Source organism: Streptomyces sp. NPDC088730 (genome assembly GCF_044751215.1).
Taxonomy (GTDB): domain Bacteria; phylum Actinomycetota; class Actinomycetes; order Streptomycetales; family Streptomycetaceae; genus Streptomyces.
In genome coordinates, this window is record NZ_JBIVLK010000001.1 from 1,202,408 (window position 1) to 1,217,914 (window position 15,507).

General features: G+C 72.6%; 10 protein-coding genes. 3 read left to right on the forward strand and 7 right to left on the reverse strand.

The features are described from left to right. Positions 1 to 93 precede the first annotated feature (93 nt). The 7 genes from ACIP89_RS05400 to ACIP89_RS05430 are packed head-to-tail and all read right to left on the reverse strand — an operon-like array spanning position 94 to position 8,051. Positions 94 to 921: an HpcH/HpaI aldolase/citrate lyase family protein gene (locus tag ACIP89_RS05400; RefSeq protein WP_401923024.1), complete on the reverse strand. Its 828-nt coding sequence runs from the start codon at positions 919 to 921 to the stop codon at positions 94 to 96. After that, positions 918 to 2,117, reverse strand: coding sequence for a CaiB/BaiF CoA transferase family protein (locus ACIP89_RS05405; RefSeq protein ID WP_402113108.1), 1,200 nt, complete (start codon positions 2,115 to 2,117; stop codon positions 918 to 920). The genes ACIP89_RS05400 and ACIP89_RS05405 overlap by 4 nt, the downstream gene beginning before the upstream one ends. Next, complete coding sequence (gene rbsK / locus ACIP89_RS05410; RefSeq protein ID WP_401923028.1) at positions 2,114 to 2,998, reverse strand: ribokinase; 885 nt, start codon at positions 2,996 to 2,998, stop codon at positions 2,114 to 2,116. The genes ACIP89_RS05405 and rbsK overlap by 4 nt, the downstream gene beginning before the upstream one ends. Continuing rightward, on the reverse strand, positions 2,995 to 4,377 hold the full coding sequence (locus ACIP89_RS05415; RefSeq protein WP_402113110.1) for an ADP-ribosylglycohydrolase family protein: 1,383 nt from the start codon (positions 4,375 to 4,377) through the stop codon (positions 2,995 to 2,997). Before ACIP89_RS05415 ends, rbsK begins: the two co-directional genes overlap by 4 nt. Further along, positions 4,374 to 5,576, reverse strand: coding sequence for an ADP-ribosylglycohydrolase family protein (locus tag ACIP89_RS05420; RefSeq protein ID WP_402113113.1), 1,203 nt, complete (start codon positions 5,574 to 5,576; stop codon positions 4,374 to 4,376). The genes ACIP89_RS05415 and ACIP89_RS05420 overlap by 4 nt, the downstream gene beginning before the upstream one ends. Next, complete coding sequence (locus ACIP89_RS05425; protein ID WP_402113115.1) at positions 5,503 to 6,723, reverse strand: ADP-ribosylglycohydrolase family protein; 1,221 nt, start codon at positions 6,721 to 6,723, stop codon at positions 5,503 to 5,505. Before ACIP89_RS05425 ends, ACIP89_RS05420 begins: the two co-directional genes overlap by 74 nt. After that, positions 6,720 to 8,051 (reverse strand): ADP-ribosylglycohydrolase family protein, encoded by a 1,332-nt coding sequence (locus ACIP89_RS05430; protein ID WP_402113492.1) that lies wholly within the window; start codon positions 8,049 to 8,051, stop codon positions 6,720 to 6,722. The genes ACIP89_RS05425 and ACIP89_RS05430 overlap by 4 nt, the downstream gene beginning before the upstream one ends. A 263-nt stretch (positions 8,052 to 8,314) precedes the next feature. On the opposite strand from ACIP89_RS05430, the gene ACIP89_RS05435 reads away from it, so the two are divergent. From ACIP89_RS05435 to ACIP89_RS05445, 3 genes are all read left to right on the forward strand, one after another. Further along, the gene (locus ACIP89_RS05435; protein WP_401923038.1) at positions 8,315 to 9,049 is read left to right on the forward strand and encodes a VIT1/CCC1 transporter family protein; all 735 of its coding nucleotides are present in this window, start codon (positions 8,315 to 8,317) and stop codon (positions 9,047 to 9,049) included. Between the two features lie 411 nt (positions 9,050 to 9,460). After that, positions 9,461 to 14,020 (forward strand): glutamate synthase large subunit, encoded by a 4,560-nt coding sequence (gltB, locus tag ACIP89_RS05440; protein WP_402113118.1) that lies wholly within the window; start codon positions 9,461 to 9,463, stop codon positions 14,018 to 14,020. Continuing rightward, positions 14,013 to 15,473 carry a glutamate synthase subunit beta gene (locus ACIP89_RS05445; protein ID WP_401925546.1) on the forward strand — a complete coding sequence of 487 codons (1,461 nt, stop codon included), beginning with the start codon at positions 14,013 to 14,015 and terminating at the stop codon, positions 15,471 to 15,473. The genes gltB and ACIP89_RS05445 overlap by 8 nt, the downstream gene beginning before the upstream one ends. Positions 15,474 to 15,507: the final 34 nt, after the last annotated feature.

Sequence of the window (15,507 nt, forward strand, 5' to 3'; positions counted from 1 at the left end):
TGTGTCCGTGCGGGCCCCGGATCGGCTTGGTTCCGCGGACCGGGGCGGAAACCGAGCCCGTCCGGCGACTGAGGACGAAAAGGGTGCCCGGGGTCAGCGTGGGCCGGTCACCACCGTGCGCCCGGCCAGGGCAAGCGTGCGGTGGGCCGAGGCCACCACCGCCGCGTCCACGAAGCGCCCGTCCGGCAGGGCCAGCGCACCCGCCTCCGCGCGGGCCGCCTCGACGATCTCCTGCGCCGCCTCGATCTCCTGCGGCGTCGGCCGGAACGCCCGCTCGATCACCGGGAGCTGCCGGGGATGGATCGCCGCCCGCCCCAGGAACCCCAGCGCCCGCCCGTGCGCGCAGGACGCCCACAGTCCGTCCAGGTCCCGGACGTCCGGGAACACCGACTGGGCCGGCGGGGCCAGCCCGGCCGCCCGGCACGCGACCACCGCCCGACTGCGCGACCAGTCGAGCCCCGCGTCGTCGCGCACCCCCAGATCGGCCCGGAGATCCGCCTCGCCCAGGCCGATGGAGCGCACCTGGGGATGGGCGGCGGCCACCGAGTACGCGTGCTCGATACCGAGTGCCGACTCCAGCAGCGGGCAGAGCGCGACGCCCGGGGCCAGCGCCGCGATGTGATGGACGGAGGCGGCGTGGGTGATCTTCGGCAGCCGCAGTTCCGCGAGGCCCGGCAGCCCGGCCAGGGCCAGTACATCGGCCTCCGCGTGGACCCGCACATGCACCGGCACCGCGCCGCTGTCCACCGGGTCGGAGAGGAGCTCCACGGTGGCCGCCCGCGCGTACTCCTTGCGGTCCGGGGCGACCGCGTCCTCCAGGTCCACGATCACCACGTCCGCCCCCGACGCACGGGCCTTGCGCACCACGTCCGGCCGGTCCCCGGGGGCGTACAGCCAGCTGAGGGGGATCGTCGCGGTCACAGGACACGCTCCGAGCGCAGTGCCGAGATCTCCGCGCCGCTCAGACCGAGCCCGGTGAGGATCTCCTCGGTGTCCGCGCCGTGCGGCCGCCCCGCCCAGCGGATCGCACCCGGGGTCGCGGAGAGCCGGAACAGGACGTTCTGCATCCGCAGCGGACCCAGCTCGGGGTCGTCGACCTCGGTGATGGAGTCCAGCGCCCGGTACTGCGGGTCCTCCATCACCTCGCGGATGTCGTGGATGGGCGCGATGGCGGCCTCCGCCTTCTCGAACGCGGAGATCGCGTCGTCCCGGGTGTGCCGGGCGATCCAGTTGCCGACCGCCTCGTCGAGCTCCTCGCAGTGCTCGGCGCGGGTGGTGCCGGAGCCGAACCACGGCTCGTCGATCAGCTCCGCCCGTCCCACCAGGCGCATCACCCGCTCCGCGACGGACTGCGCGGAGGTGGAGACGGCCACCCACTGCCCGTCGGAGGTGCGGTAGGTGTTGCGCGGGGCGTTGTTGCGCGAACGGTTGCCGGTGCGCGGCTGGACGTAGCCGAGCTGGTCGTACCAGAGGGGCTGCGGGCCGAGCACCGTCAGGATCGGTTCGATGATCGCCAGGTCGACGACCTGCCCCTCACCGGTGCGCTCCCGTCCGGCCAGCGCGGTCATCACCGCGAACGCCGTGGCGATCGCCGCGATCGAGTCGGCGAGGCCGAACGGGGGTAGCGTCGGCGGCCCGTCCGGCTCCCCGGTGATCGCCGCGAAGCCGCTCATCGCCTCCGCGAGCGTTCCGAAACCGGGCCGGTGCGCGTACGGGCCGAACTGTCCGAAGCCGGTGACCCGGGCCAGCACCAGCCGGGGGTTGACGGCGTGCAGTTCCTCCCAGCCAAGACCCCACCGCTCCAGCGTGCCCGGCCGGAAGTTCTCGATGATCACATCGGTCTCCGCGGCGAGCCGCAGCAGGATGTCGCGTCCACCGGCCCCGGACAGATCGAGGGTCATGGTGCGCTTGTTGCGGCCGAGCAGTTTCCACCACAGTCCGATGCCGTCCTTCGTGGGGCCGTGGCCCCGGGACGGGTCGGGGCGGCCCGGATGCTCGACCTTGATCACCTCGGCGCCGTAGTCACCGAGCATGGTGGCGCACAGCGGCCCGGCGAAGAGCGTGGCCAGGTCGATGACCCGCAGCCCGGTCAGCGGCGCTGCCGCGGTCCCGGTCACGCGGCGTCGATTTCGCTGCGGTACGGCATGGACGTCGAGGCGCCGGGCTTCTGCACGCAGAGCGCGGCGGCCGCGGAGGCCCAGGCGACGGCCTGCGGCACCGGCCGCCCTTCACCGATGGCCACCGCGAGGGCGCCGACGAAGGTGTCACCGGCGCCCGTGGTGTCGACGGCGCTCACATCGGGGGCGGGGAAGTGGACGGCCGTGCTGCCCCGGGCCGCGTACAGGGAGCCCTTCGAGCCGAGTGTGATGAGGACCGCCGGTACGTGGCCGAGGAGGACCTCCGCCGCGGCGTGCGGTTCTGTGTGCCCGGACAGCTCGGCCGCCTCGTGCTCATTGGGGATCAGCAGGTCCACGCAGTCCAGGAGTTCGTCGGGCAGCTCCTGCACGGGCGACGGGGTGAGGAGTACGCGCACTCCCTGGGCGTGACCGGCCCGCGCCCCCTCGATAACGGCGGACAGCGGCAGTTCCAGCTGGAGCAGCAGCAGATCGGCGCCGGCGACGGCGGCGATCTCGCCCGGACCGAGCGCGGTGACGGCGCCGTTCGCGCCGGGGATGACCACGATCGCGTTGGAGCCCTTGGCGTCCACCACGATGTGCGCGGTACCGCTGGGCCCTTCGGCGGTGTGCAGCAGATCGGTGTCGACGCCGGAGTGCTCCAGGTTCTCCCGCAGCCGGAGGCCGTACTCGTCGTTGCCGACGGCGCCGATCATCATGACGTCGCCGCCCGCGCGGGCGGCCGCGACCGCCTGGTTGGCCCCCTTGCCGCCGGGAACGGTGCGGAACTCCCGTCCGGTGACGGTCTGTCCGCGCTCCGGGGCCCGGTCGGTGTAGGCCACGAGGTCCATATTGGTGCTGCCGAGCACCGCGACTCTGGTCATGGGCGGAGTGCCTCCTGGTGGGTGAGCCGGTGGGTCAGGTCTGCGAGGGTGTCGAAGCCGACCGAGTCGAAACCGGTTACGGACGTGGCGAGTCGGTTCTTCAGCGGGGTGGTCCACCGGTCGGGCAGTGCTTCGGGCCGCCCGGCCAGCAGTCCGGCGAGCGAACCGGCGGTCGCCCCGTTGGAGTCGGTGTCCCAGCCGCCGGACACCACGCGGCAGACCGAGCCGGAGAAGTCGCCGTCGGCGTGCGTGAGCGCGGCGGCGAGCAGCGCCGCGTTGGGCAGCACGTGCACCCAGTGGTAGTGGCCGTACCTGGCGTGGAGGAGGTCGACGACACTGTCGAAGCCGGCGGCGCCGTGGGCCGCCGCGATCCCGTCCCGTACCGCCCGTGCGAACCGCGAACGCGGTGGTACGACCCTGAGCCCGGCGGCCAGGCAGCCGTGCACGTCGGCCTCGCCGCCGGCCGCCTCCGCCAGGGCGGCGGCGGCGAACATGGCGCCGTACACCCCGTTCCCGGTGTGCGTGAGGACCGCGTCCCGGTGGGCCTGCTCCGCCGCCGCGGCCGGGTCGCCGGGGTGGGTCCAGCCGTGCACGTCGGCCCGGATCTGCGCACCGATCCACTCCCGGAACGGATTGCGGTACGAGGCGGTGTCCGGCGGCTCGATGCCGTCCAGCAGATTGCGGTACGCGACCCGCTCCGCGGTGAACGTCCGGCCCGCCGGAAGCTCGTCGAGCCAGAGCCGGGCGAGGTCGGCGGTGGTGAACGAGCGGCCGTGATGCCGGAGCAGCACCAGTGCCAGAAGGGGGTGGTTGAGGTCGTCGTCCTCCGGCATCCCGTCGATGTTCTCCGCGAGCGAGGTGGCCGCGGAGCGCCGGTTCCAGGGGTAGGTGGCGGCCAGTTCGGGGGGCAGCCCCCTGGCGGTGAACCAGGTGGCGAGCGGCCAGTTCCCGGTGGCGCGGGCCAGGGCGCGGATGCCCTCCAGCGGCAGCTTCTCGACCGGTTTTCCGAGCAGGCAGCCCGCCGCCCGCCCGAGCCAGGCCGCGTGCAGCCGCTCGCGGTCCACGCCGGAGGGGTCCGTGCGGGGGAGCGGCCAGCGCGGGCAGGCGGCCCGGATCGCGTCCAGGCCGGTCGGCTCGTTGTCGGCCAACGGCGATTCCAGCAGGGCGAGTTCGTCCAGCAGCCGGCCGGCGACCGCGCGCAGTCCGGGCGGTGCGGGGTGCTCGGAGGCGCCCGCCCGGTCCGGGGCGGGTGATCCGCCGGCCTCGTACCACCGGCGCTCGATGTCCCGGGCGTCGCGCCCGTCCTGCGCGGCCTGCCGCAGTTCGTGTCCGACCAGGTCCTCGGGCTGCACCCAGGTGGCCCGCACGGTCGTGGTCATGGCGCGCCCGTCAGCGCGGCGAAGGCGCTCTCGTGGGCGCGGCGGCGGGCCGTGTCCTGTGCGAACACCTCGCGGGCGACCTCCGCCAGGGTCCGGGCCGGGGCGTGCAGATCGAGGCGGCTGGCTCCGGCGACCGTGCTCACCCAGTCGGCGGGGATCGCGCCTTCGCCGTGCAGGGCGCCCGCTACGGCGCCGCTCATGGTGGCGATCGAGTCGCAGTCCCGCCCGTAGTTGACAGAGCCCAGGACCGTACGCCGGTAGTCCCCGTCCCCGACGAGCAGCATGCCGAGTGCGACGGGGAGTTCCTCGATGGCGTGCAGCCGGGAGGGGCGGCGGGCGCCGAGCGAGGGGGCCCGGTAGTCGGGGCCCACGGTGTCGAAGGGGGCGACGGCCTCCCGCAGCGGGGCCAGGGCGGACTCGAAGTCCCGGTATCCGACGGCCGTTTCGCAGACCGCGTCGATCGCCGCCCGGGTGCCGTCCTTGGCGAGCGACAGACACGTCTCGACGACACTCGTGGGCGTGGCGCCCGGGACGCAGGCCGCGGCGACGGCGGCCGCGAACACTCCGGCCGCCTCCCTCCCGTACGACGACTGGTGGGCGCCCGCGACATCCAGCGCCTCGGCGTAGGCGGCCTGCGGATGGGCCGCGTTCACCAGGCCGACCGGCGCCATGTACATCGCCGCACCGCAGTTGACGATGTTCCCGGAGCCCGCCTCGCGCGGGTCGACATGGCCGTAGTGCAGCCGGGCGACGATCCACTTCTCGGCCAGGAAGACCCGCTGGAGCGGCAGCGCCTCGGCCTCCAGCTCCGGAATCCAGCGGGGGTTCGAGATCAGCTCCGGTACCAGGTGCTCCGCGACCGAGTACGCGTCGAGATGGCCGCGCACCTCGCCGTACACCCGGACCAGCGCATGGGTCATCAAGGTGTCGTCGGTGACGTGCCCGTCGCCCTTGTGGTACGGGGCGATGGGGCGGGCGGTCCGCCAGTCGTCGCCGTCCCAGGGGCCGACGACGCCGGTGATCCGCCCGCCGTGCCGGGCCACGATCTGCTCGGGGGGCCGCCCCTCGACCGGACCGCCGAGCGCGTCACCTACGGCGGCGCCGACGAGCGCGCCGGCGATCCGTTCATCGAGCGTGAGCGCCGTGGGTGTCGTGGGCGGTGCGGACCTCGTGGGCGCCGGGGGCGCGGTGGATGTCATGTCCGAATTGTCCACCCGAGGGTGCCGGTTCCGTGTCTGCCAGCAGCCCGGCGAGTTCCAGCAGATCCGTGCCCGCGAAACGGGGCAGCGCGCACCCCGCGAGGGTGCGGCAGGCCTCGCGCCAGCCGTCCGGCACGGTGGCGATACCGCCGAGCGCGCCCGTCAGCGCACCGGCCAGGGCCGGCGCCGAATCAGCGACCCGGGACAGGCAGGCGGCGGACGGTACGGCCTGCGCGATCTCGCCCCGGGCCGCGGTGGCCAGGGCGAGGGCGACCGGGACGGTCTCGGCCGCGGCGATCCCGTAGCTGTAGACGTGGTCCACGATCTGATGCTCCAGCACCGGTACGAGGGCGAAGGCGCCGGCCGCCTCCCCGGCGAAGTCGCGGGCGATCCGGACCGCGTGGGCGGCGTTGCGGGCGATCTCGGTGCCTTCCGGGAGCTGGGCCAGCGCGGCGTTCACCGCCGTGTCCACGTCCGCCCCGCCGAGCGCCTGCGCGATCGCGGCGGCCATCGCCCGCGCGCCGTGCACCCCGTCGCCGTCCTGGGTGTACCGCGCGTCGAACTCCGCGAGATCGGCCGCGGCCGCCGGATCACCGGGGTGGACGACGGCCAGCACAGCGGCCCGCACGCACGCCGCGTCGTCGAAGTAGTGCGGGTTGTCGTGGCCGGTGGCGGGCGGGCGCAGCCCGGCGGCGAGGTTGCCGAGCCCGGCCCGGACCGAGATCCGGGCCCGCAGCGGCAGGACCGCCGACTCGACCTCCGGCGCCCGTGCGGCGGCCGCGGCGACCTCGGCGGCCAGCGCGTTCCAGGCGACGTCCACCGCGGCCCGGATCCGGCGGCCGGCGGAGAGGCCGTGCAGCGGGCCCGCCGCGGAGGTCAGCACGGTCCCGGCCGCGAACGCCGCCCATTCGGCGTCGTCCGAGGGGCCCAGCCGCAGCGGCTCCGGCGGCTGGTTGAGGGCGATGGGGACGGGCAGGGTGGTGGTCGCGTTCTGCTCGGCGAAGGTGTCCAGTTCGCGGGTGAGGCGCCGGGTCCACTCCGGCATCCGGGCCGCCCGGTGCCGCGCGGCCGGCCATCCGGCGGCGTCCCCTGCGGCCAGCCCGAGGAGCAGCCCCTCGATCCGGGCGCGGCGGGCGGTGCCGGTCACGGGCGCACCGCCGGTACGTCGTCGCGGGGCCCGGTGCCGTGACTGTCGGCCGTGTCGGGGAGGGCCCCGTGGTCCCGGCCGGTGCCGTCACCGGGAGGGGGCGCCGCGCCGCCGGGGCCGGGGTCCGGGGGCCGCTGCCCGGCCCGCTCGTCCGCCTCCGCCTCTGCCGGGGTGAGGAGTTCCGCGATGTCCAGGACGTGGTAGCCGCGCATCGAGGGCAGGCAGCTGCCCCGGACCGGGCCGATCGCCGCCGCCCAGTGCGCCGGAATGGCCGATGCCCCGTGCAGCGCCCCGGCCAGCGCGCCCGCCACCGCGGCCGTGGTGTCGGCGTCGCGGCCCATGTTGACCGCGGTCAGCACCGCCGTACGGAAGTCGCCGCGCGCCGCGGCGAACGCCCCGAAGGCCAGCCCGACCGCCTCCGGAGCCAGGTCCGTCCACGGGTAGCCGCCGACGACCACGGCCGAGCGCACCGCGCGCTCCATCGTGAGCCGGTCCGGATAGGGGCGCTGGGCGGCGGTCACCGCGCGGCGCAGCGAACGCGCCGTCCAGGAGTCCATCGGCACGACGGAGAGCGCGGCGGCGATCACGGAGGTGACCCCGGACCCCGTCATGGCGGCCGCCACCCCGGCCGCCACCGCCTGGCCGCCGTAGATGCCCTCGCCCTCATGGCTGACCCGGCCGTCCACCGCGACCAGCCGGGCCGCCTCCGCGGGGCGGCCCGCCGCGAAGACGCCGAACGGCGCCGCCCGCATCGCCAGACCGTCGCTCCAGGCGTGCCGGTGCTGGGCGGAGATCGGGGCGGCGAGCCCCCGGCGCAGGTTCTCCAGCGTGCCGCGCTCGCTGAAACCGGCACCGCGGAACGGCCCCTCGTCCAGGTCCGCGATCCACAGCCGCCAGGCCCGCTCGACATGGGTCACGGTCAGCGCCGAACCGTGCCGGGCCAGCAGCAGCCCGGAGAAGATCGCGTACTCCGTGTCGTCGGTGCCCGCCGGGTCGTCGCTCACGAAGCCCTCGATCCGCCCCCAGCGGCGGCGGATCTCGGAGGGCCGCATGTTCTCCGCGGGGGCGCCCAGCGCGTCGCCGACCGCGAGGCCCAGCAGCGAGCCCCTGGCCCGGTCCGCCGGACCGCCCCGGACGGTACCGCCGTGGATCGTTCCGCCCCGGACCGTTTCGCCGGGAGAAGTCCCGCCCCGGACCGTTTCGCCGGGGGCCGGCGCTCCTCGTACCGCCGCCCGCGTGCCGTCCGTCCCCGCGCTGTCCGTCCCCGTGCCGTCCGTTCGCGTGCCGTCCGTTCGCGGCGCTGCCGGATTTCCCGCCATCAGCTCCATCGCGTCGACCCTTCGCTCGTACCGAGCCAGTTGTCCTACCTGTGGGATCTGTGCCACGCGGAGCCGGGACAGAGGCCGGTAATCGCCACAAAAGGGCCACTCGGATGACGGCCTTCGGACAGCAAGGCAAGCCGTACCTACCTGGTCACAGACAGTGGTAAGTACGGCCTGCCTTGCTGGCGGGGGCCATTTTTCGTGCGTACTTTCGATGGTGTCGAACGGGGCCGGAGCGGTGAACACCGCTCCGGGAGAAGGGGAGAGCTGTGTCCATCATCGAGACCGACGCCGTACTGCACGAGGCGCACCGGGACAACCACACCCACCGCGATGTGAACGGTGGCTGGCTGCGGCCGGCGGTCTTCGGGGCCATGGACGGTCTCGTCTCGAACCTCGCCCTGATGACCGGGGTCGCGGGCGGCGACGTCTCGCACCGCACGATCGTGATCACCGGACTGGCCGGACTGGCCGCCGGGGCCTTCTCGATGGCAGCCGGCGAGTACACCTCCGTCGCCTCGCAGCGCGAGCTGGTCGAGGCCGAACTCGACGTCGAGCGGCGGGAGTTGCGCAAGCACCCGCTGGACGAGGAGCGGGAGCTGGCGGAGCTCTACGAGTCCCGCGGCGTCGACTCCGGCCTCGCCCGCGAGGTCGCCCGGCAGCTGTCGCGCGACCCGGAGCAGGCCCTGGAGATCCACGCCCGCGAGGAGCTCGGCATCGACCCGGGCGACCTGCCCTCGCCGCTCGTCGCCGCCGTCTCCTCGTTCGGCGCCTTCGCGCTGGGCGCCCTGCTGCCCCTGCTGCCGTACCTGCTCGGCGCGGACGCGCTGTGGCCTGCCGTGCTGCTGGCCCTGGCCGGGCTCTTCGGCTGCGGCGCGGTGGTCGCCAGGGTCACGGCCCGCAGCTGGTGGTTCAGCGGACTGCGCCAGCTGGTGCTCGGCGGCGCGGCGGCCGCGGTCACCTACGGACTGGGCATGCTGTTCGGTGTCGCGGTCGGCGGCTGAACCGCTCACACGTCGCGGGCCGGGACCGGAACCAGGGTCCCGGCCCGTAACGTGTGCGTCATCCGTGTGACGTACGTCCTGATCAGGGCCACTGGGCGGAACGCGTTCACGCGACGTAAAATGAGACTCTATGCAGGACTACACATAAGTAGTCGTTACCCGGCGGTTTCGTTTTCGCTCCCGCCGGGCATGAGCCGTAGACACCGCAGGCAACGACGCCTGCTCTCTGCGGTCTCCCGGGCGCCGATCCTCCGACTGCGACCCCCTCCACCGCCATCAGCGGTGTCCGTATGTTGGAACGAGCTATCCGCTTCTTGAGAAGCGTCCCATCATGTAATCTGCACGAAATTTCGCAGAGGGCCAGAGTCGTCCCTCGGCTGTTCATATGCCACGACGACGACGGGAGAGCCGATGCGCACCGACGCCTGGTCGCCCATGGACGGTCGCCCCGCCCAGCAGGGGATGTACGACCCCCGCAACGAGCACGACGCCTGTGGTGTCGGGTTCGTGGCCACTCTGACCGGTGTGGCCGGCCACGAGCTGGTAGAGCAGGCGCTGACCGTACTGCGCAATCTCGAACACCGCGGCGCCACCGGATCCGAGCCCGACTCCGGTGACGGAGCCGGAATCCTGCTCCAGGTACCGGACGCCTTCCTGCGCGCAGAGGTCCCCTTCGACCTCCCCGAGGCCGGTGCCTACGCCGTCGGCATCGCATTCCTCCCCGCGGACGACTCCACAGCGGCCGTCCACGGCCTTGAGAAGATCGCCGCCGAAGAGGGCCTCAAGGTCCTCGGCTGGCGCGACGTCCCGGTCACCCCCGACATCCTCGGCAAGCGCGCCCGCGCCACCATGCCCGATTTCCGCCAGCTCTTCGTCGCCGACGGCGAGAGCACCGGGATCGTCCTGGACCGCAAGGCCTTCGTGCTGCGCAAGCGCGCCGAGCGTGAGACCGGGGTCTACTTCCCGTCGCTCTCCGCCCGCACGGTCGTCTACAAGGGCATGCTCACCACCGGGCAGCTGGAGCCGTTCTTCCCGGACCTCTCCGACGCCCGCTTCGCCACCACGGTCGCGCTGGTCCACTCGCGCTTCTCCACCAACACCTTCCCGAGCTGGCCGCTCGCACACCCCTACCGCTTCGTCGCGCACAACGGCGAGATCAACACGGTCAAGGGCAACCGCAACTGGATGAAGGCCCGCGAGTCCCAGCTCGCCTCCAGCCTCTTCGGCACGGAGCAGCTGGACCGGATCTTCCCCGTCTGCACCCCGGACGCCTCCGACTCCGCCTCCTTCGACGAGGTCCTGGAGCTCCTCCACCTCGGCGGCCGCTCGCTGCCGCACTCGGTGCTGATGATGGTCCCCGAGGCATGGGAGAACCACGCCTCCATGGACCCCGCCCGGCGCGCCTTCTACCAGTACCACTCCACGATGATGGAGCCCTGGGACGGTCCGGCCTGCGTCACCTTCACCGACGGCGTCCAGGTCGGCGCGGTCCTCGACCGCAACGGTCTGCGCCCCGGCCGCTACTGGGTCACCGACGACGGACTCGTCGTCCTCTCCTCCGAGGTCGGCGTCCTGGACATCGACCCCGCCAAGGTCGTCCGCAAGGGCCGCCTGCAGCCCGGCAAGATGTTCCTCGTCGACACCGCCGAGCACCGCATCATCGAGGACGACGAGATCAAGGCGTCCCTCGCCGCCGAGCAGCCCTACCAGGAGTGGCTGGAAACCGGCGAGATCGAGCTGGAGGACCTCCCCGAGCGGGAGCACATCGTCCACACGCACGCCTCCGTCACCCGCCGCCAGCAGACCTTCGGCTACACCGAGGAAGAGCTCCGCGTCATCCTCGCCCCGATGGCCCGCACCGCCGGCGAACCGCTCGGCTCCATGGGCACCGACTCCCCGATCGCCGCCCTGTCCGCCCGGCCCCGGCTGCTCTTCGACTACTTCACCCAGCTGTTCGCCCAGGTCACCAACCCGCCGCTGGACGCCATCCGCGAGGAGCTCGTCACCTCGCTGCGCTCCACGCTCGGCCCGGCCGGCAACATCCTGGAGCCGACCGCCGCGGCCTGCCGCAGCGTCACGCTGCCGTTCCCGGTGATCGACAACGACGAGCTGGCCAAGCTCATACACATCAACGCCGACGGCGACATGCCGGGGATGAAGGCCGCCACGCTCTCCGGGCTCTACCGGGTCGGCGGCGGCGGTGAGGCGCTGGCCGCACGGATCGAGGAGATCTGTACCGAGGTCGACGCCGCCATCGAGGACGGCGCCCGACTGATCGTCCTGTCCGACCGGCACTCCGACGCCGAGCACGCACCGATCCCCTCGCTGCTGCTCACCTCGTCCGTCCACCACCACCTCATCCGCACCAAGCAGCGCACCCAGGTGGGCCTGCTGGTCGAGGCCGGTGACGTCCGCGAGGTCCACCACGTCGCGCTGCTGATCGGCTTCGGCGCCGCCGCGGTCAACCCGTACCTGGCGATGGAGTCCGTCGAGGACCTGGTCCGGGCCGGCACCTTCATCGAGGGCATCGAGGCCGAGCAGGCCATCCGCAACCTGATCTACGCACTGGGCAAGGGCGTCCTGAAGGTGATGTCCAAGATGGGCATCTCCACCGTCGCCTCCTACCGGGGCGCCCAGGTCTTCGAGGCCGTCGGCCTCGACCAGTCCTTCGTCGACCGGTACTTCAACGGCACCGCCACCAAGATCGGCGGCGCCGGACTCGACGTCGTCGCCAAGGAGGTCGCCGCCCGGCACGCCAAGGGCTACCCGGCCACCGGCATCTCCGCCTCGCACCGCGCGCTGGAGATCGGCGGCGAGTACCAGTGGCGCCGCGAGGGCGAACCGCACCTGTTCGACCCGGAGACGGTCTTCCGCCTCCAGCACGCCACCCGCAACCGCCGCTACGACATCTTCAAGCAGTACACGGACCGGGTGAACGAGCAGTCCGAACGGCTGATGACGCTCCGCGGCCTGTTCGGCTTCACCTCGGACCGCGAGGCCATCGACATCGAAGAGGTCGAGTCCGTCTCGGACCTCGTCAAGCGCTTCTCCACCGGCGCCATGTCCTACGGCTCGATCTCCCGCGAGGCGCACGAGACCCTCGCCATCGCCATGAACCAGCTGGGCGGCAAGTCCAACACCGGCGAGGGGGGCGAGGACGCCGACCGGCTCTACGACCCGGCGCGCCGCTCCTCCATCAAGCAGGTCGCCTCCGGCCGCTTCGGCGTCACCAGCGAGTACCTGGTCAACGCGGACGACATCCAGATCAAGATGGCGCAGGGCGCCAAGCCCGGCGAGGGCGGCCAGCTGCCCGGCCACAAGGTCTACCCGTGGGTCGCCAAGACCCGGCACTCCACCCCCGGTGTCGGCCTCATCTCGCCGCCGCCGCACCACGACATCTACTCCATCGAGGACCTGGCCCAGCTGATCCACGACCTCAAGAACGCCAACCCGGCGGCCCGCATCCACGTGAAGCTGGTCTCCGAGGTCGGCGTCGGCACGGTCGCCGCCGGTGTCTCCAAGGCACACGCGGACGTCGTCCTCATCTCCGGCCACGACGGCGGAACGGGCGCCTCCCCGCTGACCTCGCTGAAGCACGCAGGCGGCCCCTGGGAGCTCGGCCTCGCCGAGACCCAGCAGACGCTGCTGCTCAACGGACTGCGCGACCGCATCGTCGTACAGACCGACGGCCAGCTCAAGACCGGCCGCGACGTCGTCATCGCCGCACTGCTGGGCGCGGAGGAGTTCGGTTTCGCGACCGCGCCGCTCGTCGTCTCCGGCTGCGTCATGATGCGCGTCTGCCACCTGGACACCTGCCCCGTCGGCATCGCCACCCAGAACCCGGTCCTGCGGGACCGCTTCTCCGGCAAGGCCGAGTACATCGTCAACTTCTTCGAGTTCATCGCCCAGGAAGTCCGCGAGATCCTCGCCGAGCTCGGCTTCCGGACGATCGAGGAGGCCGTCGGCCACGCCGAGCTGCTCGACACCGACCGGGCGATCACGCACTGGAAGGCCCAGGGCCTCGACCTCGCCCCGCTGTTCCACGTCCCCGAACTGGCCGACGGCGCCGTCCGCCACCAGATCGCGGAGCAGGACCACGGACTGGACAAGGCGCTGGACAACGAGCTGATCAAGCTGGCCGCCGACGCCCTGAAGGCCGGCAGCGCCGAGGCCGCCCAGCCGGTCCGCGCGCAGATCGCGATCCGCAACATCAACCGGACCGTCGGCACCATGCTCGGTCACGAGGTCACGAAGAAGTTCGGCGGCGCGGGCCTGCCCGAGGACACCATCGACATCACCTTCACCGGCTCCGCGGGCCAGTCCTTCGGCGCCTTCCTCCCCGGCGGGGTGACCCTGCGCCTGGAGGGCGACGCCAACGACTACGTCGGCAAGGGCCTCTCCGGCGGCCGCGTCATCGTCCGCCCGGACCGGGGCGCCGACCACCTCGCCGAGTACTCCACCATCGCGGGCAACACCATCGCCTACGGCGCCACCGGCGGCGAACTGTTCCTGCGCGGCCGCACCGGTGAGCGCTTCTGCGTCCGCAACTCCGGCGCCACGGTCGTCTCCGAGGGCGTGGGCGACCACGGCTGCGAGTACATGACCGGCGGACACGCCGTCGTCCTCGGCGAGACCGGACGCAACTTCGCGGCCGGCATGTCGGGCGGCGTCGCCTACGTCATCGACCTCCAGCGCGACCACGTCAACGTCGGGAACCTCGGCGCCGTCGAGGAGCTCTCCGACACCGACAAGCAGTGGCTGCACGACGTCGTGCGCCGCCACCAGGAGGAGACCGGATCGACGGTCGCCGAGAAGCTCCTCGCCGAGTGGGACAGCGCCGTGACCCGCTTCAGCAAGATCATCCCGTCCACCTACAAGGCAGTGCTCGCCGCCAAGGACGCCGCTGAGCTCGCCGGTCTCTCCGAGCAGGAGACCACCGAGAAGATGATGGAGGCGGCGACCAATGGCTGACCCCAAGGGCTTCCTGACCACCGGCCGCGAGGTCGCCGAGACCCGCCCCGTGGATGAGCGCGTCAAGGACTGGAACGAGGTCTACGTTCCGGGCTCGCTGCTCCCGATCATCAGCAAGCAGGCCGGCCGCTGCATGGACTGCGGCATCCCGTTCTGCCACCAGGGCTGCCCGCTCGGAAACCTCATCCCCGAGTGGAACGACTACGCCTACCGCGAGGACTGGACCGCCGCGTCCGAGCGCCTGCACGCCACGAACAACTTCCCGGAGTTCACCGGACGGCTCTGCCCCGCCCCGTGCGAGTCGGCGTGCGTGCTCGGCATCAACCAGCCGGCCGTCACCATCAAGAACGTCGAAGTCTCCATCATCGACCAGGCGTGGGACCGGGGCGACGTCACCCCGCAGCCGCCCGAGCGCCTCTCCGGCAAGACCGTGGCCGTCATCGGCTCGGGACCGGCCGGACTCGCCGCCGCCCAGCAGCTGACCCGAGCCGGCCACACCGTGGCCGTCTACGAGCGCGCGGACCGCATCGGGGGCCTCCTGCGGTACGGCATCCCCGAGTTCAAGATGGAGAAGTCGCACATCAACCGCCGCATCGAGCAGATGCGCGCGGAGGGCACCAAGTTCCGCACCGAGGTGGAGGTCGGCAAGGACGTCGACGCCGCCAAGCTGCGCCGCCGCTACGACGCCGTCGTCATCGCCGCAGGTGCCACCGTCTCCCGTGACCTGCCCGTCCCGGGCCGCGAGCTGAACGGCGTGCACTTCGCGATGGAGTACCTGCCGCTCGCCAACAAGGTGCAGGAGGGCGACCTGACGGTCTCCCCGATCACCGCGGAGGGCAAGCACGTCGTCGTCATCGGCGGCGGCGACACCGGCGCCGACTGCGTCGGCACCGCCCACCGGCAGGGCGCCCTCTCCGTCACCCAGCTGGAGATCATGCCCAGGCCGGGCGAGGATCGGAACGCCAACCAGCCCTGGCCGACCTTCCCGGTGCTCTACAAGGTCACCTCCGCGCACGAGGAGGGCGGCGAGCGCGTCTACTCCGTCTCCACCACCCACTTCGAGGGCGACGAGGACGGCAACGTCCAGTCCCTCCACCTCATCGAGGTGGAGTTCAAGGACGGCAAGCTGGAGCAGAAGACCGGCACCGAGCGGGTCATCCCGGCGCAGCTGGTCACCCTCGCCATGGGCTTCACCGGCACCGACCAGGCCAACGGCCTCGTCCAGCAGTTCGGCGTGGAACTCGACGCCCGTGGCAACGTCGCCCGCGACGACCAGTACGCTACGAATGTCGAGGGCGTGTTCGTCGCCGGTGACGCCGGCCGGGGCCAGTCCCTCATCGTGTGGGCCATCGCCGAGGGCCGCTCCGCGGCACGCGGCGTGGACCGCTTCCTCACCGGGGCCAGCGCACTGCCGGCCCCGATCCGCCCGACGGACCGTTCCATGATGGTCTGATCACGGCACACAGACGTCCCGTACAACGGCGTAC

Excerpts from the sequence above, each read along its gene's own strand:
- ACIP89_RS05445 (WP_401925546.1), top strand. The coding sequence starts at position 14,013 with ATGGCTGACCCCAAGGGCTTCCTGACCACCGGCCGCGAGGTCGCCGAG.
- gltB (WP_402113118.1), top strand. The coding sequence starts at position 9,461 with ATGCGCACCGACGCCTGGTCGCCCATGGACGGTCGCCCCGCCCAGCAG.
- ACIP89_RS05415 (WP_402113110.1), bottom strand. The coding sequence starts at position 4,377 with ATGACCACGACCGTGCGGGCCACCTGGGTGCAGCCCGAGGACCTGGTC.
- ACIP89_RS05430 (WP_402113492.1), bottom strand. The coding sequence starts at position 8,051 with ATGGAGCTGATGGCGGGAAATCCGGCAGCGCCGCGAACGGACGGCACG.
- rbsK (WP_401923028.1), bottom strand. The coding sequence starts at position 2,998 with ATGACCAGAGTCGCGGTGCTCGGCAGCACCAATATGGACCTCGTGGCC.
- ACIP89_RS05420 (WP_402113113.1), bottom strand. The coding sequence starts at position 5,576 with ATGACATCCACCGCGCCCCCGGCGCCCACGAGGTCCGCACCGCCCACG.